Genomic DNA, 19394 nt, shown 5'->3' on the forward strand with positions numbered 1-19394 from the left:
CGATGTATAAAAAAGCCCGCGATTCAAATCGCGGGTTTTTATTTGTTTTGCAAATGGAACTGAGCTAATCCTAGAACGGGAACGTGAGACCTATACCGAGGGGCAATACGATCTTGTTGTTGTCGAGATAGCCGTATTCCTTGTTCAGGTTCGTGTAGTAACTGCCGTCTCCGGCGAAGAATTCGAAACCGGCTTCTACGTAGGCACCGAAATGCTTCACGAACAGCACTTCCGCACCGATACCCAGCACGACTCGCCAGTAGTTCACCGTCTCGGTGTATTCCTTGTAGACGCCTGTGCCGATGTCGCGTTCCCTGTCGTATTCGCCGTGAATCCAGTCGGAAGTCAGGAACGTGTAGAAGTAGCGGGATTCCATGGGGTAGTAGATGAGCGAGATGCCGACCTGGAAAATATCTTCCGTGTAGTCGGTGAAATGCACTCCTACGTTGAAGATTTCCTGCGCAACGACGTATTCAAGCGAGACGATGCCGCGGCTCGGGGATTTGATGCCCGCGGTGACGACGAACGTGTAGACGGGGGCGTCCCTGCCGTAGACCATACGCTCTGACGAACTGGATTCTGCGCCAATGAGGACGAGTCCTCCGTCGCCGCTGGAGGATGAAGATTCTTCGGCCGCCGATGACGATGATGCCGTTGTCGCCAAGGCTTCGGTTTCGCCGGCGCCTGCGGCAGAACTGGCGTCGTCTTCGGGAGCAAACTTCTGATCCATGATCGAAGCGAAGGCGTCTTCCGACGACGATTCAACTGCCGATGACAATTCATTTGCCGACGAGCTGGACTCCTGCGCGAATGAGATCGGCGCGAGGAGTGCAACGACGAGCGAGATTGCCTTGATGAGAGTCTTCATTACTTGTTCAAAGCTTCTGTAGCGGCTGCGACGCTGAGCAGGTCGGCTTCCTGGAACGGCTTGCCGATCCACTGGAGGCCCACGGGGAGTCCGCCGGCCATGCCACACGGCACGCTCACGCCCGGGAGGCCGGAAAGGTTCAGGCTCACGGTGTAGATGTCGCTGAGGTACACGGCCATCGGGTCGGATTCGTTCGTGCCGCACTTGAGCGGGAGACCCGGCATGGTGGGGCTTGCGATCACGTCGCAGCTTTCGAATGCCTTGTTGAAGTCGTCGGTAATCAAGCGACGGACCTTCTGGGCCTGCACGTAGTAGGCGTCGTAGAAGCCTGCGGAAAGCACGTAGCTGCCGAGAAGAATACGGCGCTGGACTTCCTTGCCGAAACCTTCGCTGCGGGACTTGGCGTACAGGTCAAAGAGCTTGCGGGCTTCTTTGCTGCGGTAGCCGTAGCGAACGCCGTCGTAGCGGGAAAGGTTCGAGCTAGCTTCGGCGGTTGCAATGATGTAGTAGCTGGACACGGCGTAGCTGATGTGCGGAAGGCTGATTTCCTTGAGGGTAGCGCCTTCGGCTTCAAGTTTTTTCAGCATGCCTTCGATAGCGGCCTTGCATTCGGCGTCGAGACCTTCGCCAAAGTATTCCTTGGGAACGCCAATCACCTTGCCCTTGATGCCGGCGTCGAGCTTTGCGGTAAAGTCTTCGGTCGGGCGAGTGCTGGTGGTGTTGTCGTGCGGGTCGATACCGCAGATGGCGCCGAGGAGCGTGGCGGCATCTTTAACGGTTGCACCGAAGGGACCGATCTGGTCCAAAGAGCTAGCGTAAGCGAGTAAGCCATAACGGGATACGCGGCCGTAGGTGGGCTTGAGGCCCACAACGCCTGTGCAGGCAGCGGGCTGACGAATAGATCCACCGGTGTCGGAGCCAAGAGCACAGGCGACCGTGCCACTGGCCACGGCTACGGCCGAACCGCCACTGGAGCCTCCCGGAACGCGGGATTCGTCGAGCGGGTTGATGACCTTGCCGAAATAAGAAGTTTCGTTGCTGGAACCCATGGCGAATTCGTCCATGTTCGTTTTTCCAACGATCACGGCGCCGGCGGCTTCGAGCTTTTCGATAGCGGTAGCGGTGTAGGGGGCAACAAAGTTTTCAAGAATCTTGGAGGCGGCGGTCGTGCGCGTGCCTTCGATGCACATATTGTCCTTCACGGCGACGGGGATACCGTCGAGGGCGCCCAAAGTCTTGCCTTCAGCGCGGCGCTTGTCGGATTCGGCTGCCTTTTGAAGGGCGCGTTCGTTCAAGACGCTAATGTATGCATTTAAATTCTTGGTAGATTCAATCTTTGCGAGGGATTCTTCAGCGAGGGCCACGGCAGTCTTGCTGCCGTTGGCGAGCTTGTCGCTCAATTCTTGGATGGTCTCCATTACTTTCCTCCGGACCATTTCATGATGTAGATGCCGAGGATCATGCCGATAACGCTTACCACGTTCAGCTTGATGCCCACACCGAAGGCAAACCTGACGAGATACAGGTCGAGGATTACCGGTTCGGGTCTGTCGGCAAAACCGATGTTGAGGTTAAAGGACGAAACGAAGAAGTTGTGGACGACGTTGTTGTATCCACCAGCATTCATCAGTTCGCCAAGCTGACCGAACAGCACACCGAGGCATTCGCCAAGGATTCCGCCGATAATCAGGCCAAGCACGATAAAAACCAATAAACGGCCAAAAGTATTATTTCGATTCATGGGTGCTAATATAGAAAATAGTGGACTGCTAAAAATGAGTAATGTGTGATGAAGAATGTGTAATGAGATCAATACTGAATGAAAAATTTAATTTTACATTCTGCGTTTTAATTACTCATCTCACATTGCTCATCTACTTAATGCTCCAGTCGATGGGTTCCAGGCCCTTGCTCTTTAAATATTCGTTTGCTTTACTAAAATGTTTACATCCGAAGAAGCCTCGATACGCTGACAAAGGACTCGGGTGCGGGGCCGTTAAAATCAGGTGGCCGCGATTTTTGGCGACGAGTTCCTGTTTTTTGATGGCGAAACTACCCCAAAGTAAAAATACCAGGTTCTCGCGAGTCTCGGACAGGCGCTTGATGATGGTGTCTGTAAATTGTTGCCAACCGATTCCGGCGTGGCTTGCTGCCATGTGGGCGCGAACCGTGAGCGATGCGTTCAGCAAGAGGATTCCCTGGTGTGCCCAGCTTTCCAGGTTTCCGTGCGGGGGCGGATTGATGCCCAAATCGTCGTGGAGTTCCTGGAAGATGTTGATGAGCGAGGGGGGCGGCTGGATTCCCATGGGTACGGAGAAGCAGAGCCCGTGTGCCTGGCCCGGGTTGTGGTAAGGGTCTTGTCCGATGATGACGGCCTTGACCTTATCGACAGGGCAAAAGTCGAGGGCTGCAAAAATCTGGGATCCCGGCGGGTACACCACGTGGTGTTCTGCCTTTTCTTGCAGAAGTTTTTCTTTGATCTGCTTAAAATAGGGCTGCTCGAACTGATCGGCGAGCAGCTTCAGCCAGGATTCTTCAAGTTTAACGGACATTGACTTTCCTTGCAAGTATTGCGACTTTTTCACCGTAGGCGCGGGTGTAGAATAATATAGCGGTTTCCTTGCCCTTGGGTTTTAAACGCTTGATTTCGGCATCGGGGTCGAGCTTTACGCCGCGGAGCTTGAGCGTGATTTTACCGATGTTGTGTTCTTTAAGCATGGCGCGCACGGCACCTGTTGCAATTTCGGTGTGGGCGAGCACTTCGTAGCAGGCAAACCCGGGGGTCGGCAGGGGAGTGGCGCTTGCCACGTAGGCGATGCCTTCTGAAATCAGGTGGGCGCTTGGGTCGCAGGCGAGAACCGCCTGGTTAAAGAGGTGGCTTCGAATGAGGACGGGTGCCGGTTCCGAGATGTACTGGCTGATTTCGCCGAGGGGCAGGTCGCTCTTGCTGGTCGCGGTGCGGTAAGTGCGGTCTTTGCCTTCGAGGCTGTCGTTTTTGTCCAGTTTCTCTTGAAGGTCGTCGTCCAGGGTTTCGGAGGAACGGTCGCGTTTCCGGCTCCATTCGGCAAGCGATTCGCCCGACTTGTCAATGATGACGGCGCGTACGGTGTCCGGATTCTTGGCGAGAGCGCCGAACAGCACTAGGCATTCGCGGCAGTCGCTGTGGCCGCCCAAATAAAGAATCTCGGTGCCGTTGGGAATTTCAGCCGGCGGGTATCCGGGCGGGAGCTTGGCCATGCCGCCCTTGTAATGCCTGCTGATTTCAATGACTTCTTCGAGCGTGGGCGTCAGATTGCGCAAGTCACGCTGGTTTTCGCCTTCGATGGCGCGACGGGCTGGGTCGATGGTGAAGTAGTCGGCCCCGTTTTCGACCGAGCGCACGTCGCAGCACTGGGTGCCTACGGATTTCCCGAGGGCCTGCATGTTGTAACGGTACATGGCGAGGCGGTTCTCGTCGAGGTCGAAGCCGGTAACCTTTAGGGTTTCGGGCAAGAAAAGGCTATCGCCACCCATGCCGCAGCAGAGGTCGTTAACGGAGCCTTCGCTTGGCCAAAGGTTTGCCTTCCAACGGCCGATATCTTTTGCGGTGCTCTGCTCCAGGGCGAGCTTGTCGCAAAGCAGAAACGCGTTTTTTTGTTTGGCGTCGCCGAAAAACTTTTCGCGGAACTTGGGAACAAGCGCCATGTAGTCCATGATGGCGGCACGTTCTTCGTTACTGAAACCTTCCTTATTCAGGTAGGTGGAAACCTGCAAGGCGTCTAGCCGCTTAGAAAAGGCTTCTTCGATAAAGCCTTGGATCTTGGCAGAGGTGAGCAGGTCCCAGAAATTCATGTTTGCAAAGATACCTTTTTTGAATTTAATTATATTACAAGGCATGAATAATTCCCTTGATTTTATCGGCGATGTTCACGGGCACTGCGATGAACTCCGCGCCTTGCTGCAAAAGCTGGGCTATGTGGAGTCCGAAGGTGCGTTCCGGTATCCGGGCGGTGAACGGTCGGTAGTATTCTTGGGCGATTACGTAGACCGCGGCCCCAAGGTACGCGAAACGTTGAACTTGGTGCGTGCCATGCGCGATGCCGGGTCGGCGATTGCGTTAATGGGTAACCATGAATTCAACATGCTTTCGTTCTGGCAAAAGAACGGCGCCGGTGGCGGCCATGTCTTGCACCGTTTTAAAGACGGCTTTTTACGCGAACACAGCTTTAACAAGATTGCAATTCATTCGCGGACGGTGACCTCTTTCGTGGGGCGTAAGCAGGAATTTATGGATGTCCTTGAATTCGTGAAGACGCTGCCGATTTACCTGGAAACGGAATCTTTTAGGGCGCAACATGCCTGCTTTGATGTCGATGCCGTTGCCGCGTTAAGGCGTGAAGGCATTACCTGCTTTGCCGACGGCAATTTCGATGAACTCATCGCCCGCGCCAATGACGAAGATTTTGAATATGAAGACAGCCTTTTTGTGCCCATGAGTACGCTCTTGAAAGGCCCTGAAATGCCTTTGCCCGAAGGCGAACATTTTACCGATGCCGAAGGCGTTCGTCGCATTAAGACCCGTATTGCCTGGTGGCTAGACCCGACCAAGGCTAGCTTCCGGGAACTTTGCTTTCAGCCGGGGGTTTCGATGGATGTAGAATCCGAAGTTTTGCCGTCGGTGCGTGCACGGAATTTTTACGGCGAAAGCGAACGCCCCGTATTCTTTGGACATTATTGGTTGACGGGGCTCCCGAAATTGATTCGTGACAATGTGTGCTGTCTCGATTTTAGTGTAGCCGGATATCGCGGAAATGGTCGATTGGTGGCCTACCGCTTTGATGGCGAACAGAAACTGGATGAAAGTAAGTTTGTATGGGTAGAGGCCTCGTCGTTATAAAGAAATTGGCTTCCTTGAAGTTTACGGCTGTGCTGTTGGTGGCGTTTTTGCTGCTGACTTTTTGGGGCGTATTGGCGCAGGCCCATGCCGAGTCTGCCGGACTTCCGGCATCTTTCGCGGTGGATCGCTTTTTTGGTAGCTATTTCATTTGGATTTTAGGTGTCATTCCGCTGCCGGCATTTAAAGGCCTTGCGGTATTGTCTGCCGTGAATGTCCTCGCGTCGCTCTTGTTCCGCATGCCTCGTGGATTAAAGAATGCGGGGCTTTGGCTGATGCATGTCGCATTGTTGGTTTTGCTTGTGGGCGGAATTGCCGAAAGTGAAATCAAGCGGGAATACAACGGGTATCGAGATGTGTCTATTTCCAACGCGACGGTTTCTTTTTTCGCCGTCGATGACAGCTTGAGAGTGACTCCGGTCGAGGTAAATGAAAAAGAATATGCTTACTCGGTTCATTATCATGGCAGGGTAGACGATGTAATGGGAACGTCGGTGGATTTGTACAAGGCTACCTACGACCCCTTGCGTTTTGTGCCTTATGCGTTTATGGCGTTGTTCCTTTTAGGGGCGCTTGTTCATTATGCGATAAAGGTCCGTTGTAAGCAGACGTCAAAAAAGCTAGAAGCGCTTAAGGCGTTGTCTCTTGTGGCGATTCTTGCTGCGTTCCCAATGGATGCTCATGCCTCTGAACGCCCGATTCCGATTTGGGAGGCGTTGCATTCGGATACTCCCATCTTGGTAGAAAATTCGGTGCGCCCCTTTGATTCTTTTGCCCGAGGCTTCCTCGATGACTTGAGCGGCCGTGTGACGTATAAGAAACTTACGGCGGCAAATGTGGTCCGCCAGATTCTGGTCGCTCCCGGAACGGCTAGAAATTACGACTTGTTCAAGGTGCTCCGTAGCGATGTGTCCGTGATTCTTCACTTACCGCATCAAAAGCGTTATGTGAGTTATGCAGAACTTGCCCCGCTGAAAGATGTTCTCAAGCTTTATGCAACGCGCAACGATGACCTGCCTGCGACCACTGAAATACGCCGTCTTTATTCAAATGTGCTGCGGTACGAATCGGTTGCGGATCGCTCGGCGTTTTCGATTATCGCGAAGCATTCCTTGACACATTCCAATGTGTACCCTCGCCAGTTAAAGGCCGAAGTCCTGTATCACTGGCTGAACCTGGCCTTGTTTGCCTTTGTGGCTGCTTTGCTGGCTTGTATTCTATCTTCGCTGAATGTGGTGTTCCGTTCTTTAAAACTGGACGTCGTTGCCAACGTGATGTGCATCGTGACCTCTGTCATTTTGACGGCAATGTTTGCAATGCGTGCTTATGTCGCTGCCCGTCCTCCAATGTCAAGTTTGTACGAAATCGTGATGCTGGTGGCATTGATGCTCATGGTGTTTGAATCGGGGGCGTTTGTGTTCTGTAAGCGCCGCACCTATACCTTGATGATTCCCGTGACATTTATGGCGGCAGCCCTTTTGTTCTTTGCAAAGTTCGTGTTGGAGCCGGGCGATACCTTCCAGCCGATTCCGAATGTGTTGAATTCTTCGGTGTTCTTGACCGTTCATGTGTTTGCGATTGCGCTTGGCTTTGCATCCATGATTTTGTCGGGAGTGGTAGCCCATTTGGTGCTTTACCGAAAAGCAAAGCAGACTCCGATTTTTTCCCTGATGTACGGAACGCTCGTTTTTGGTTTGGTGTTTACGGTTTTAGGAACGCTTCTCGGTGGCGTGTGGGCTGATTTTGCGTGGGGGCGCTTCTGGGGTTTTGACCCGAAGGAATGCGGTGCGCTGTTTGTGATCCTTTGGGCGCTGCTTTCGCTTCATTTGTGGGCTGGAAAAATTGTTTCGCCGCGGGTGTTTGCGCTGTTGAATGCGTTCAACGTGATTGTCACGTTCCTTTGTTGGTTCGGGGTGAACTTGCTTGGGGTGGGTTTGCACAGCTACGGATTCCAGAGTGACTCCTTGACATGGCTTGCGCTGTTTGTTGGGATTGATTCGATGGTGATTGCGTATCTTGGGTGTCGGAAATTCTAGTCTCTCATCGTACATCCCACATTTTTCTATCTTTCTACCCATGCTTCAATGGGATACTCTGCTTTCTGCGACGCGCTACGGGCACCCTGCCGATTTGGACCCGAACCGTTCTGACTTTCATCGCGATTACGACCGCATTGTCTTTTCGACGGCATTTAGGCGCCTTGGCCGTAAAACCCAAGTGCATCCGTTCTCGGTGAACGACCACGTTCATAGTCGCCTTACGCACAGTATCGAAGTTTCCAGTGTGGGCCGTAGCCTTGCGATTACGGTGTACCACCTGATTAAAAAGTATTTGCCGAAGTATATTAACGAATACCATTTTGGAACTATCGTGCAGTCGGCATGCTTGGCCCACGATATCGGTAATCCGCCTTTTGGCCACGCCGGTGAAGCCGCTATTCGCGAATGGTTCCGCAAGAATCGCAATTCGGCCCCGCTTCGCGACTTGAGCGATACCGAAATTGCCGACTTTGAAAATTTTGACGGCAACGCCCAGGGACACCGCATTTTGAGCAAGCTGGAATACCATTTTTTGGACGGTGGTATGCGTTTGACTTATGCAACACTCGGTGCCATGATCAAGTATCCGCAGCTTGCCAAGTTCGGATCTCCGACAAGCTTGTTTGCGACCGAAGCTGACCTTTACCGCGTTACCGCCTATACCCTTGGCATTCCCGAAGTAGAAACGGGCAAGTGGGTGCGCCATCCGCTGGTATACCTGATGGAAGCCGCCGACGATATTTGCTACAGCATTTTGGATGTGGAAGATGCCATTGAACTTGGCATTTTGAGCTACGGCGATGTGCGTGGCATGTTCAGCTACCTTTGCGGCCCCGATGTGAACATTGACAAGGAATACGAAGAAAACGGCCAGAATTTCCGTGATTTCTTGAGCAGCGTGCGTGGCCTTGCCATCCAGAACCTGATTGATGACGTTGCCGTTACCTTCGTGAATAATTACGAAGCCATTATGAGTGGCGAACGCGTGAAGCATTTGACGAACCTTTCCAAGTCCGACGTGATGGAAGGTATCCGTATTGCGAAGCGCTTGGGCGTGGAACGCATTTACCCTGACCGTCGCAAGACCGAACTTGAAGTCGGCAGCTATACCACGCTTGCAACAGTGCTCGATGCCTTTATTAATGGTGTTTACGATTTCCGTTTGAACGGTAACAATTCTTACCGCGCCGACCGCATTGTGCGCCTGATTGGTCAGGCAAAAATCGGCCAGAGCGTGACCGTTGCCGAAGCTTACCACCAGGTGCTGGACTTTGTGAGCGGCATGACGGATAATTACGCAACGTATCTGGCGCGTCAGATCGGCGGCCTTGCCATGGGTTACTAGTTCCCTATGGTTTGGCTGTTCGACTACGACTTGACCTTGTACGGCGCCGAAGAACGGTGCGTGCTGAATTCCCTGGACCACCGCATTTCGCTGTTCGTGCAAAAGACGGTGGGTGGCGATTTCGAATCTGCCCACAAAATTCGTACCGATTACTTGGAACGGTTCGGAACGACCCTTGCCGGGCTTATGGCCATGCATCAGGTCAATCCCGATGATTTTTTTGACTTCATTCATGAACCGGAGTATTTGATCTACCCCAAGAAGGCGCCTGAAAAGTTAGCCTTGTTGCAAAGCTTGAAGGGCCCGCGATTCGTCTTTACGAATGGTCGCCACGACTGGAGCGAAGCGGGTATGGCCCACATGGGGATTGATTCGGCGATTGACGGCGTGTTTGACTTGAAACTGCTCGGCTGGGAAGGAAAACCCCACGAAAGCGCTTACGACAAAATGGAAAAGTGGCTTGCGCAAAAGCTCCCGGCGATGGGTTTTGAAATGCCCGAGAACAAGCGCGAAATTGTGCTGCTGGATGATGGCCTCCGTAATCTGGAACCTGCGCATCGCCGCGGTTGGACGACGATTTTTGTGAATCCGGCCTCCGAAAGCGCTCCTTATGTGGATTACCATATTCCGCATCTGATGAATCTACGCGATATTGTTCCCACTTTAATAAAAATGTGAAATGTGTAATGTGAAATGATAAATCCCACATTTCTCATCTCACATTTCTCATTCCACACTATTATCTACGAACTCATTTTTGTATTTTATTCTACGTATGAGAAAAATTTCACTGTTTGCATTGATTTGCCTTTTGGCGGTGTCGTTTGCTCAAGCGATGCTTGAACCTGCCAAGCGTAATGGTTTTACCAATATGACCGTTGTAACGGAGTATTCTGAACTTTTGAAAGAAAAGAATGCCCGCAACGATTCCTTGTTGCCGGCCCTCGATGGCGACAAGGCCTTTGCCGAAGTGCTCCGCTTGAATCCAAATTTCTGGAGCTTGGGCGGTGCCCTGGACAAAGAAGAATCGGTGGTGACCAAGCTCAATGCGAAAGTGATTTTTATTGACGGTATTCGTGAAGATCCCTTCTGCGAAATAGACAAGAATTCCGGCAGCACCGCGGGTGAATGGAATGTGCGCATTGGCGTGGACTTTGTGTCGGGTGGTTCCAATACGGTGCATATTCACGTGCAACAGTGCTTGGACTATGTGCGAGACCAGCTGGGATATGCTATTAAGAAGGGCGACAAGGTCGTCTTTGTGCCGCCTAAGAAGGTGCTCGATAAAATCAAGGAAAGCGAAATTCCCGATGCCATCGATATCGATATGCAGCAGACTTTGCTCAAGGCTCACGAAGACGTGAACCTGACGGGTAAATGCCCCAACAATATTGAAGCCTACATCATTTTGATGGATGTCTACAAGCAGGTCAAGAATCAGAAAATGGACTTTGTGGTCATTAACGACCAGCTGAATAAAAAGCGCAATGGTGCTGGCCGCGTACAGAGCTGCGCCTTTAGCCGCGAATGGAACAAACGTTACCACGAAAGTGCAAGCTTTGAATGCGACATCGATAACGACCGCTGCACCTACCGCCAAGAAAATGACGGCAATTCCGAATGGTCTATCAACTACGACAAGGACCGCTTTGAATACATTAACAAAAAGTTCCTGTTCTTCAACAGGAACCCGAAAAGCATTCACAAGGGAGGTACCATGCTCGACCTTCGCTTGCTTCGCCTATCGACGAACCTTTACCTGGAAGCCTACTTGAACTTGAAGGGTGAACCGGTAACGCTAGGCTTGATTATTGTGCCTGGTGGCGACAAGTCTATGGAAGACTATGATGATGGTGGCGATGACGAAGAAGAAGGCTTGATGATGGAATAGCGAAAAAAGACTTGCAAAAGCTTGCGCGATAGAATATATTGGGGATATACAACAAACTAAGAGGAGGAACAATTATGAAACAAAAACTTTTATTCTTCGCTGCCGCGGTTCTGCTTTTTGCCGCGTGCTCGGACGATTCTTCAATCCAGTCGAGTACGGATAAGACGTCCAAGGTTACGACTTCGTGCAAGTTTGATGACTCCTGGTTCGAAGAAGCCTCTGCAAACGGTGGCTTTGCCTTGAAGAAAATGGCTTATGAGGAGTCGGAGCGGGAGCTGGGACGTAGTTTCTATGTCGTGGACCAGGAGGATTCTGTGCTTTTTGTGGTCACGGGAGTAGTTGATGCTTGCAATAGGTTGATTCGTGATATAGGCATGCGCATGGAGGGCGATACGCTCTACGCGACCCTAAACTATGAGCCGGATGTGGGGACAAATTGCCTCTGTTTTTGGGTGGATATGTCGTTTACGGCAGCAAAAAAGTATGGATCAGCGAAGACGATAATTATTGGTGACGAGGTATTCCCGTACCGCGAAAAGGCTGAAAAGGCGGAATCTTCTTCGGAAGAGTGAGTTTTGAGATTCTTTTACCCAAAAAACACCTTTTTGCCGGTCCGCCCGGCATTTTTTATTATATATTTGCTACAGATAGATTTATAAGGAGTTCTTATGAAAAAGTTTGTCAAGGCTTCTCTTGTTGCGGCAATGCTTGCTGCTCCGATCATGGCCGACGAAGAATTTGGCGGTATTGGTGTCACGATTTATCAGATTCGTGACGGCGTGAAGGTGGCCGAGGTTATTCCGGGTACTCCTGCTGCAGATACCAAGCTCCAGGCTGGCGACGTGATTACCGCTGTCGATGGAGTGAGCCTCAAGGGTAACGATATCGAAGCATCTAAGTCTATGCTCCGTGGTACGGTGAACAAGCCGCTGGAAATCACTTACGTGAGCGAAGGCGAAACTTATACCGCAACCATCCGTCGCGCCCAGATTACCGTGAAGGATTTGGAAAGCGCCAAGGTGGAATCCTGGTACAACAAGGCTGAATTCAACGCCCAGGAACTTGAAACCTACGCAAGCGCTACCGAAAGCAACAACAAGCAGCTGGTTGCCGTGCTCCAACAGGGCTCGCTGGTTGCTTCTGACGCCAAGGTGCGTGCAACGAATCTGAACGGCATTTATGTGGAACGCGTGAATGAATTTGCTCCGGCTCCCAAGGTGAATGGTAACATGAAGCCCGCTTCTGCTTTGCTCAAGGGCTTTAGCCGCAAGGCCATTAGCTTTGACCTCAAGTCTGCCGGTACTGCAATCATTACGATTCTGAATTCCGACGGTGCCGAAGTGGCTTCTCTCCGCGCTGACAATGCTCAGCCGGGCTTCAACACTCTTCGCTGGAATGGCGAAAACGTTCCGAGCGGTCGTTACCTTGTTCGTATTGACCACAACGGTTCTGTTTCCGGCAAGAATGCCGTGCTGAAGTAATTCGAACGCAGATCGTTTTTCTCACAACCTCCGACAAAAATCGGGGGTTTCTTTTTTTGCATTTTTCTAAATTAACGCCAACGTGATTTTATCTAGAACCCATCGTATTCTGTGGGCTTTTTTGGCATTATGGATTTTTGCCATCGCCACTCCGACCGCCTTCGGCCAGGAGATGACTCGCTTTGAACTCGAAGAGCGTGTACAGGAAGAAGAGGATACGACGGAAGTGGACTGGATGAATGACACGACCGGTGTGGATACCATTGAATACCGCGCGGTGGACCTGGTTTACGATGTCGATAAATCGACCTTTAACCTGAATAACAGCGCCCAGCTCAAGTACCGTACAGCCACATTGGATGCCGACACGATTTTGTTCGACCAGGAAAACAGTATTCTGGCGGCGACAGGCGACCCGGTGCTGCGCGAGACCAAGAACCCTTCGCTTTCGGGTATGCGGCTCAAGTACAACATGAAAAGCCGTATCGGTGAAATCTATTACGCGACCACCTACCAGGATAACCAGCAACTGAACGGCATGGAAGTGCGAAGGCTCCCGGACCAACGAATTCAGATTGCGCGTGGCGACTTCAGTACTTGTAACGACTCGACCCACCAGCATTTCTATTTCTATGGACGGCGCATGGTGGTAAAGCCTAAAGAGACGATTACCGCGCGCCCCGTGGTGCTGAACATTGCCGATGTGCCGGTGGCGGTGCTCCCGATGATTGTGGCCCCCTTGAAGAGTGGACGTAAGTCCGGCTTGTTGACTCCGAAGTTCGGCGGTGACCAGAAACAGGGTTACTACATGAGTAACCTCGGTTTCTATTACGCTGCAAACGACTACTGGGATGCAACGGTCAAGGGCGACATTATCGAAGGTGACGAGGCGCGATTTGAACGCTCAACTTTGACGGGTGAGGTGCGATACAAGAAACGCTACGTGCTCGACGGAAACGTGTCCTATACTTCGTACCTGGAAGAATTCGATATGGCGAACAGCGGTTACGATATCCGCTTTACGCATAACCAGAACTTGACTCCCGATGGCAAACAGACGTTGAGCGGTTCGGGCTCCTTCGTCAGTAGCCAGAGTATTCGTAAGGACAAGGCTCTGGATGCCGAAACGATTTTGAACCAGCAAGCGAATGCGCAGTTGACTTACTCGGGCCGCTTCGGAACGAACAAGAGCCTTACGGTGAAGGCGCGCCAGAACCACAACTTGGTGACGGACATGATGGAACGTGAAATTCCGGATATCCAGTACCGCATGAGTGGTCAGCTCTTTACGTTTGAACTGGATGAAGATGAAGAAGCGTATGAGGACGGCTCGTTCATAAGCTACCTGGAAAAGTTCAACTACAACTTTAACAACCGCTTTAACTACTACACCAAGCGTGCACGTGATACGGTCAATGCCGTAGACACGACGGCTGAATATGTGGGCTATACGGGTACGTATTCAATGGATTACTCGGGCACGCTGTTCGATGTCATCAATATCACGCCGCGAGCCACCTTTACGGGTTACTGGACAGGAACGGGTTGGATCAATCCCGAGGATTCCCTCAAGTACCGCAAGCGTTACATGAGCCTTGACCCGGAACACGATGAATATGGTCAAGTGGCTTACAACCACAATTACAGCATTACGGCTGACACGAAACTTTATGGTATCTGGGTTCCTGAAATTGGCAGGTTCACGGGCGCAAGGCATGTGCTGTCGCCGAGCGTGTCTTACACGTACGCGCCAGAAATCGATACCGTGAAAAAGTTTGCGCCGCATCCGCTATTGGGTCAGACTCCGTACCAGATCGAACAGAAGACTGTTGGCTTTGGCCTCAACAACGACTTTGATATCAAGTATTTGAAGGTGGTGGGCCACGCGGCCGATACGACCAAGGGCGATACGGCGAAGGCGGTGGAAGACGTATACGGTACGCGTCGCTTGCTTACGACTCGCCACAGCGTCTCGTATAACTTTGCTGCAGATTCGCTGCAGTTCTCGGACATTACGTCTTCGTTCGGCTTCCAGATTTTGCCGGATTACCTGTTTACGATCAATACCCGCCATAGCGTGTACCACAAGTTCACCGAAGACCCGAACAAGGTGCAGATGCCGGAACTTATCTACTGGGGTTACGACTTTTCGAAGCGCTTTAGCTGGAGCGGTGAATACAATGGCGGTTTGCCGTCGCAGCTGGGCAAGTATGAAATGCTCAAGTGGACCTTTGGCTTTGACTATAGCTACAGCTTTAGCAGCACCCGCGTGGCTCGCGACCTGTTCCAGGACCGCGTGACCCATTCTACGGGAATTAGCGCGAGCTTGCAACCCACCAAGAACTGGGAAATGACTTACAGCACCCGTTACAACTATAACGAAGGGCGCTTCGTGACGCATAGCTTTACTTTTAACCGCGTGTTGCATTGCTGGCAGCTTGACTTTAGCTGGACGCCTACGGGGCCTGCCGCAGGCTGGAGCTTCTCGATTTACGTGAGAGATTTGCCGGATATCAAGCTCAATGCGGGTAGCACGGAGACTAATTAGACGAGAGAACGCCACTTCGTGGCTACAGACGAGAGACTAAAAAAATTGGATGGATGCGATGGGTAAAACAAAAGTGATTTTGGCGAGCGGATCTCCGCGACGCAAAGAAATCCTGAACCTGATTGGCGTGAACTTTGAGGTGGTGGTTTCGAACGAGGAAGAAAAGCCGACTTCGACAAACCCGCTCGATTTTCCGAAAGAAAATGCCTCTATAAAGGCGCTTGCCGTTTCGCGCAAGATGCCCTCTGAAATTGTACTTGGCTTTGACACCTTGGTGTTCCTGGACGGCAAGCCTTTGGGCAAGCCCCATTCCGAAGCGGAAGCTTTAGAAATGCTTACAAAGCTGAACGGGAGATCGCACAAAGTAATAACCGGCGTGGCCATTGCTCATGGCGGACAAATTATTAAAGCGGAATGCGAGGAAACAGAGGTTGTTTTTAGAAACTGCTCCAAACAAGAGCTCGAAAATTATGTAAATTCTAAGGACCCGATGGATAAGGCTGGCGCTTATGGAATCCAGACCGGTGGCGCAAGGCTTATCAAGGAAATCCGGGGGTGCTACTACAACGTGGTGGGTTTGCCTGTAGCGCGGATGCTCGAGATGTTGGTTGATATGAAGGTAGAGGTATAATGTCTAATCCAGCAGAAGAAATGCGACCCGAAGAAAAAGTGGGTCAGTTTATTGCAAGAGTTCGTGAAAGCCGCAAGATGACGGTGGAAGAACTTGCTGATTCTATTAAGCTTGGTGTCTCTTATATTAAGGCGATTGAAGCGGGCGAGTGGAGAACATTCCCGGTGGCCGCTTACGTGCGTGGTTATTTACGTTCTATTTCTCACGTTTTGAATTTGAATGCCGACCAGGTGCTCAAGGCTTACAATGCCGAAAGCGGTGCTCCGGTTGAAACTGATTTTAACGATGTGTCGACGGGTCGCAAGCTTGCTCCTCTCAAAGAGGGCGAAATCAAGAAAAAGAGCATGGCTGTCCCCGTGGTGCTCGTTCTTCTCGTACTGGCATTCCTAGTCGCTTCCCATTTCTTGGATTTGGAATCCCTGGCCCAGCAGTCTAACGAACAGCAGCCCGCGGAAAAACTCCCGGTCGCTGTCGAAGATTCCATGACTCAGGAAATTCCGGATGGTGCCGAGGCTGTTCCGGCTGATTCCATGGCCGCGGTTGATACCGCCGCTAAGGATTCTCCTGCAAACCAGGCCGCAGCCAATACGACGGTGAGCCAGGCTGTGGTGGATTCGGCGATCAAGAAATCTGACTTGCCGGCCTCTGCAACGATTTTCATTTCGTCTGATTCCAAGAAGGATTCTGCAAAGACGGCTGTTCCGACGACTCCCAAGACTAGCAAGACGAACTTTGTGTTGATCGGTTCCGGCGAATCCCTTTCTTGGGTGGGCCTCAAGCGTCGCGAAGATGCGGATTCCTTCTTGAAGGAAGCAAATATTTCTAGAGCCGGTGTTCGCATGGTTTACAACACGAACGATACTTTGTGCGTAACTATCGGTGACCCGACGGCTATTGCCAAGATGCTTTTGAACGGTGTCGAAACTCCGCTTCCGGAAATGAAGTTTGGCCGCGTGACGCGCTTCCGCGTGTATGGTGGCGTGATTGTTAAAAAGTAGAGGACTATGATGCGTAGCACGTCTCTCACACGAAAGACCGGCGAAACCGATATCGCCTTGTCGCTCAACTTGGATGATTCCACTCCGGGTTCTATCAATTCCGGAAACGGATTCTTGGACCACATGCTTAATTTGTTCCAAATCCATGGTGGTATCCATTTGGACTTGACCTGCAATGGCGATGTCCATGTCGATATGCACCATAGCATGGAAGACATTGCGATTGTGCTCGGTCAGGCCTTGGTGGAATGCCTGGGCGACAAGAAGGGAATCGAACGCTACGGATTCTACTTTGTCCCGATGGACGAGGCTTTGAGCCGCGTGTGCATTGACTTTAGCAACCGCATCGGTTTTGTGTGGAACGTGAAGCTCCCGGCTGCCATGGCTGGCGGTATCGAAGCTAGCATGTTTGAACACTTCTTCAAGAGCCTGTGCGAAAACGCCCGCATGAACCTGCACGTGGAACTGTTCTACGGCAATGACAACCACCATTGCCTGGAATCGATCTTCAAGGCTTTTGCCCGTGCCGTGGCTATGGCCATTGCCCCGAGCCGTAACGTGAAGGGTATTCCCAGCAGCAAGGGCGTGCTTTAATAATTATTGCACCGAAGGTGCCCGCGAGAAACTATGTTTCGAGCGTTGGGAGAGTCTTAGGGAGGGTGAAACCCTCCCTTATCATATTTTCGGTACTCTGACTTTGTCGCCGGCGTTCAAGTGCTCTAGCATGACGCCGGCGTTTACTGATTGTAGAGCCGAGAGAACGTAGAAACGGGGGAGGCCTTGGACTCCGGCGCCGTAGGTACGCTTTAACAGCTTGAACAGGTCGTCGCCTTCGTTGGCGGTGACCGTTTTGTAAAGGCTTGCGTTAGAGGGGTCGGACTGCAGCTTCGAGAGGGCGGTCGCGAACCGGTCGGCGAAAAGTTCTGCGGAATTGTCTGCCTTGGGGGCGTTTGCCTGTTTTGCCCCCGCGGACTTGCCTGCGTGGTTCGCCTTCGGGGAGGTGTCCTTTTTGCCCGTGACAGAGCCCGGCAGTTTGAAAACCGGGGCGTCAAACACGTTCATGTTGATCTTTGCTTCGGCTTCGGCCCCTTTTTTAATGGGTTCCAGGGCTAAAATCGAGTCAAGGGCAGCGATGTAGGCGCTGTCGGGCCACTCGGTAAGGGGCATTTTCTGGTCGGTTACGATGATTTTTGCCACGGGAGCATCGTTCCCGCAGGCGATAAAAAGCGAAGGAATAATTGTAAAAAATGCCACAGAAAATCTATTCATGTTCCCAAAAATACTATTTCCCTTGCCAAAATGGCGAAATTCTTCTAAATTTAGGCTCTCAAAATCTAACTACTTCATAGGAAGTTTAAAAATGAAAGAAGGTATCCACCCTAACTATCAACCGGTCGTGTTCGTCGATGCGAATACGGGTAAAGAATACATCACCCGCTCCACGAAGTCTTCCGCCGAAAAGAAGACTATCGATGGTGTTGAATATAGCGTAATTTCCTTGGAAATTACGGCTGATACCCATCCGTTTTGGACGGGCAAGCAGCATCGCGTGGATACGGCTGGCCGTATCGACCGCTTCAACAAGCGTTTCGCTGGCAACATCACTGGTGCAAAGCGTAAGACCCGCAAGGCTGCTCCTGCCAAGGCTGAAGACGCTGAATAATTACAGATAAATGAATGGCTCCCTGAAAAAGAGGGGGCCTTTCTTCAAAAGGATTCAAATGAAAAAGCAACTCTTTATTGGTGCAGCCGCTCTCGTGGCCATGGCTATGACCGGTTGCCAGAAGACCGGCACTATCGAAGGTGTCGTCCTCGATCCGTTTACTGGCAAGGCTATTGAAATGCCGACCGTTTGGATGGATTCTACCATCTTCGGTACGCAGAACCCGAAGTACCCCTACAAGGGCGAACTTCAGCAGGGTAAGTTCAAGTTTGAAAAGGTTCCCGTTGGCGAATACCTGATCAAGGCCCGTCGTTCCAAGTACATTCTCGGCCAGCAGAAGATTGCTACCGACGAAAAGAACCCGAACCTCTCTGTGACTCTGTACGAATACAGCGACCAGATCAAGCCGGGTCTCTACAAGAGCGGTACGACCGAAGGTCCTGAAAAGATTGATAACCAGTGGGTTGTCTATTCTACAAGCTGCAGCGAATCCGTTGCCGGTTACCGTTTGACCATGCCGATTGCTACCGATGCCGCCAAGGTTCCGGGCAAGAAGGACAAGAAGAAAAAGAAGAAGGCCGACAAGGGCGCAGCCAAGGTTTCTAGCCTCCCGGCTCCGTTGGCTGTGGACGCTGCACTCAACGTGTTCTACGTGAATGCTAGCTCCGTGACTTCTCCGCTGGTCGTGACCTCCTACCCGGCTGTGGAAGGCAAGGTGGCTGACCATTCCGACTGCCAGGGCTTCGGCGCCGACGAAAAGACGGGTCTCTTTGTAGACAAGTCCAAGGGCACGACACTGAACGTGGAATACAAGGCCGAAAACCTGTTCCAGGTGACGGGTACTCTTCCGTCTGGCAAGCAGATTCTTCAGCTCGCCCAGGATGGCAAGACCCTGCAGACCTACTACTTCCAGGTCAAGTAATTTACGGCATAGGGCTTAGCCCTGTCTGTTGAATTTAGCGAAAGGCTCCGCTTTGGCGGGGCCTTTTGCTGTATGTGGCGCTGTTTTTTGCCGCGCAAGGCCTAGTGTAAAGAATTCGTTTGTTGATTTTTCGGG

The 19394-nt window shown here is 51.7% G+C and carries 19 protein-coding genes; 13 read left to right on the forward strand and 6 right to left on the reverse strand.

Going from position 1 to position 19394, the window contains the following annotated elements:
• Positions 1 to 70: 70 nt before the first annotated feature.
• The 5 genes from B7989_RS05910 to B7989_RS05930 form a co-directional block, all read right to left on the reverse strand.
• Positions 71 to 868: a hypothetical protein gene (locus B7989_RS05910; protein WP_088627628.1), complete on the reverse strand. Its 798-nt coding sequence runs from the start codon at positions 866 to 868 to the stop codon at positions 71 to 73.
• A complete protein-coding gene (gatA, locus tag B7989_RS05915) occupies positions 868 to 2286 on the reverse strand; it encodes an Asp-tRNA(Asn)/Glu-tRNA(Gln) amidotransferase subunit GatA (protein ID WP_233144271.1) in 1419 nt (472 codons plus the stop codon). The genes B7989_RS05910 and gatA overlap by 1 nt, the downstream gene beginning before the upstream one ends.
• Positions 2286 to 2609, reverse strand: a complete 324-nt coding sequence (locus tag B7989_RS05920; protein WP_088627630.1) for a DUF4321 domain-containing protein — start codon at positions 2607 to 2609, stop codon at positions 2286 to 2288. Before B7989_RS05920 ends, gatA begins: the two co-directional genes overlap by 1 nt.
• 133 nt (positions 2610 to 2742) lie before the next feature.
• Complete coding sequence (gene ung, locus B7989_RS05925) at positions 2743 to 3420, reverse strand: uracil-DNA glycosylase (RefSeq protein ID WP_088627631.1); 678 nt, start codon at positions 3418 to 3420, stop codon at positions 2743 to 2745.
• Complete coding sequence (locus tag B7989_RS05930; protein WP_088627691.1) at positions 3410 to 4699, reverse strand: class I SAM-dependent methyltransferase; 1290 nt, start codon at positions 4697 to 4699, stop codon at positions 3410 to 3412. The genes ung and B7989_RS05930 overlap by 11 nt, the downstream gene beginning before the upstream one ends.
• A 43-nt stretch (positions 4700 to 4742) precedes the next feature.
• Between B7989_RS05930 and B7989_RS05935 the strand changes: the two genes are divergently transcribed.
• The 11 genes from B7989_RS05935 (at position 4743) to hisB (ending at position 17268) form a co-directional block, all read left to right on the forward strand.
• Complete coding sequence (locus B7989_RS05935; RefSeq protein WP_088627632.1) at positions 4743 to 5744, forward strand: metallophosphoesterase; 1002 nt, start codon at positions 4743 to 4745, stop codon at positions 5742 to 5744.
• Positions 5745 to 5758: 14 nt separating this feature from the next.
• Positions 5759 to 7777: a cytochrome c biogenesis protein gene (locus B7989_RS05940; protein WP_158212871.1), complete on the forward strand. Its 2019-nt coding sequence runs from the start codon at positions 5759 to 5761 to the stop codon at positions 7775 to 7777.
• 40 nt (positions 7778 to 7817) lie between these two features.
• On the forward strand, positions 7818 to 9125 hold the full coding sequence (locus tag B7989_RS05945; protein WP_088627634.1) for a deoxyguanosinetriphosphate triphosphohydrolase: 1308 nt from the start codon (positions 7818 to 7820) through the stop codon (positions 9123 to 9125).
• A gap of 6 nt (positions 9126 to 9131) precedes the next feature.
• Positions 9132 to 9803, forward strand: coding sequence for a pyrimidine 5'-nucleotidase (locus B7989_RS05950; RefSeq protein ID WP_088627635.1), 672 nt, complete (start codon positions 9132 to 9134; stop codon positions 9801 to 9803).
• Positions 9804 to 9900: 97 nt separating this feature from the next.
• Complete coding sequence (locus B7989_RS05955) at positions 9901 to 11016, forward strand: hypothetical protein (protein ID WP_233144272.1); 1116 nt, start codon at positions 9901 to 9903, stop codon at positions 11014 to 11016.
• A gap of 74 nt (positions 11017 to 11090) precedes the next feature.
• Positions 11091 to 11588 carry a hypothetical protein gene (locus tag B7989_RS05960; RefSeq protein WP_088627636.1) on the forward strand — a complete coding sequence of 166 codons (498 nt, stop codon included), beginning with the start codon at positions 11091 to 11093 and terminating at the stop codon, positions 11586 to 11588.
• Positions 11589 to 11684: 96 nt separating this feature from the next.
• Complete coding sequence (locus B7989_RS05965) at positions 11685 to 12497, forward strand: PDZ domain-containing protein (RefSeq protein ID WP_088627637.1); 813 nt, start codon at positions 11685 to 11687, stop codon at positions 12495 to 12497.
• 121 nt (positions 12498 to 12618) lie between these two features.
• Positions 12619 to 15045, forward strand: a complete 2427-nt coding sequence (locus B7989_RS05970) for a putative LPS assembly protein LptD (protein ID WP_233144273.1) — start codon at positions 12619 to 12621, stop codon at positions 15043 to 15045.
• A 58-nt stretch (positions 15046 to 15103) separates the two neighbouring features.
• On the forward strand, positions 15104 to 15676 hold the full coding sequence (locus tag B7989_RS05975) for a nucleoside triphosphate pyrophosphatase (RefSeq protein WP_088627693.1): 573 nt from the start codon (positions 15104 to 15106) through the stop codon (positions 15674 to 15676).
• The gene (locus B7989_RS05980; RefSeq protein WP_088627638.1) at positions 15676 to 16674 is read left to right on the forward strand and encodes a helix-turn-helix domain-containing protein; all 999 of its coding nucleotides are present in this window, start codon (positions 15676 to 15678) and stop codon (positions 16672 to 16674) included. The genes B7989_RS05975 and B7989_RS05980 overlap by 1 nt, the downstream gene beginning before the upstream one ends.
• Positions 16675 to 16683: 9 nt before the next feature.
• Entirely contained in the window at positions 16684 to 17268 is a 585-nt protein-coding gene (gene hisB / locus B7989_RS05985; RefSeq protein ID WP_073320660.1) for an imidazoleglycerol-phosphate dehydratase HisB, read from the forward strand.
• A gap of 81 nt (positions 17269 to 17349) precedes the next feature.
• Here hisB and B7989_RS05990 read toward each other — a convergent pair whose 3' ends face one another.
• A complete protein-coding gene (locus B7989_RS05990) occupies positions 17350 to 17943 on the reverse strand; it encodes a hypothetical protein (RefSeq protein ID WP_088627639.1) in 594 nt (197 codons plus the stop codon).
• 91 nt (positions 17944 to 18034) lie between these two features.
• On the opposite strand from B7989_RS05990, the gene B7989_RS05995 reads away from it, so the two are divergent.
• Both B7989_RS05995 and B7989_RS06000 read left to right on the forward strand, forming a co-directional pair.
• Entirely contained in the window at positions 18035 to 18337 is a 303-nt protein-coding gene (locus B7989_RS05995; RefSeq protein WP_072977299.1) for a type B 50S ribosomal protein L31, read from the forward strand.
• 58 nt (positions 18338 to 18395) lie between these two features.
• Positions 18396 to 19259 (forward strand): hypothetical protein, encoded by an 864-nt coding sequence (locus B7989_RS06000; protein ID WP_088627640.1) that lies wholly within the window; start codon positions 18396 to 18398, stop codon positions 19257 to 19259.
• Positions 19260 to 19394: the final 135 nt, after the last annotated feature.

Source organism: Fibrobacter sp. UWB5 (assembly GCF_002210295.1).
Lineage (GTDB): Bacteria > Fibrobacterota > Fibrobacteria > Fibrobacterales > Fibrobacteraceae > Fibrobacter.

What these genes read in the sequence shown, in the direction of transcription:
- B7989_RS05910 (WP_088627628.1), bottom strand. Translation starts at nt 868, where the DNA reads ATGAAGACTCTCATCAAGGCAATCTCGCTCGTCGTTGCACTCCTCGCG.
- gatA (WP_233144271.1), bottom strand. Translation starts at nt 2,286, where the DNA reads ATGGAGACCATCCAAGAATTGAGCGACAAGCTCGCCAACGGCAGCAAG.
- B7989_RS05920 (WP_088627630.1), bottom strand. Translation starts at nt 2,609, where the DNA reads ATGAATCGAAATAATACTTTTGGCCGTTTATTGGTTTTTATCGTGCTT.
- ung (WP_088627631.1), bottom strand. Translation starts at nt 3,420, where the DNA reads ATGTCCGTTAAACTTGAAGAATCCTGGCTGAAGCTGCTCGCCGATCAG.
- B7989_RS05930 (WP_088627691.1), bottom strand. Translation starts at nt 4,699, where the DNA reads ATGAATTTCTGGGACCTGCTCACCTCTGCCAAGATCCAAGGCTTTATC.
- B7989_RS05935 (WP_088627632.1), top strand. Translation starts at nt 4,743, where the DNA reads ATGAATAATTCCCTTGATTTTATCGGCGATGTTCACGGGCACTGCGAT.
- B7989_RS05945 (WP_088627634.1), top strand. Translation starts at nt 7,818, where the DNA reads ATGCTTCAATGGGATACTCTGCTTTCTGCGACGCGCTACGGGCACCCT.
- B7989_RS05950 (WP_088627635.1), top strand. Translation starts at nt 9,132, where the DNA reads ATGGTTTGGCTGTTCGACTACGACTTGACCTTGTACGGCGCCGAAGAA.
- B7989_RS05955 (WP_233144272.1), top strand. Translation starts at nt 9,901, where the DNA reads ATGAGAAAAATTTCACTGTTTGCATTGATTTGCCTTTTGGCGGTGTCG.
- B7989_RS05960 (WP_088627636.1), top strand. Translation starts at nt 11,091, where the DNA reads ATGAAACAAAAACTTTTATTCTTCGCTGCCGCGGTTCTGCTTTTTGCC.
- B7989_RS05965 (WP_088627637.1), top strand. Translation starts at nt 11,685, where the DNA reads ATGAAAAAGTTTGTCAAGGCTTCTCTTGTTGCGGCAATGCTTGCTGCT.
- B7989_RS05975 (WP_088627693.1), top strand. Translation starts at nt 15,104, where the DNA reads ATGGGTAAAACAAAAGTGATTTTGGCGAGCGGATCTCCGCGACGCAAA.
- B7989_RS05980 (WP_088627638.1), top strand. Translation starts at nt 15,676, where the DNA reads ATGTCTAATCCAGCAGAAGAAATGCGACCCGAAGAAAAAGTGGGTCAG.
- hisB (WP_073320660.1), top strand. Translation starts at nt 16,684, where the DNA reads ATGCGTAGCACGTCTCTCACACGAAAGACCGGCGAAACCGATATCGCC.
- B7989_RS05990 (WP_088627639.1), bottom strand. Translation starts at nt 17,943, where the DNA reads ATGAATAGATTTTCTGTGGCATTTTTTACAATTATTCCTTCGCTTTTT.
- B7989_RS05995 (WP_072977299.1), top strand. Translation starts at nt 18,035, where the DNA reads ATGAAAGAAGGTATCCACCCTAACTATCAACCGGTCGTGTTCGTCGAT.
- B7989_RS06000 (WP_088627640.1), top strand. Translation starts at nt 18,396, where the DNA reads ATGAAAAAGCAACTCTTTATTGGTGCAGCCGCTCTCGTGGCCATGGCT.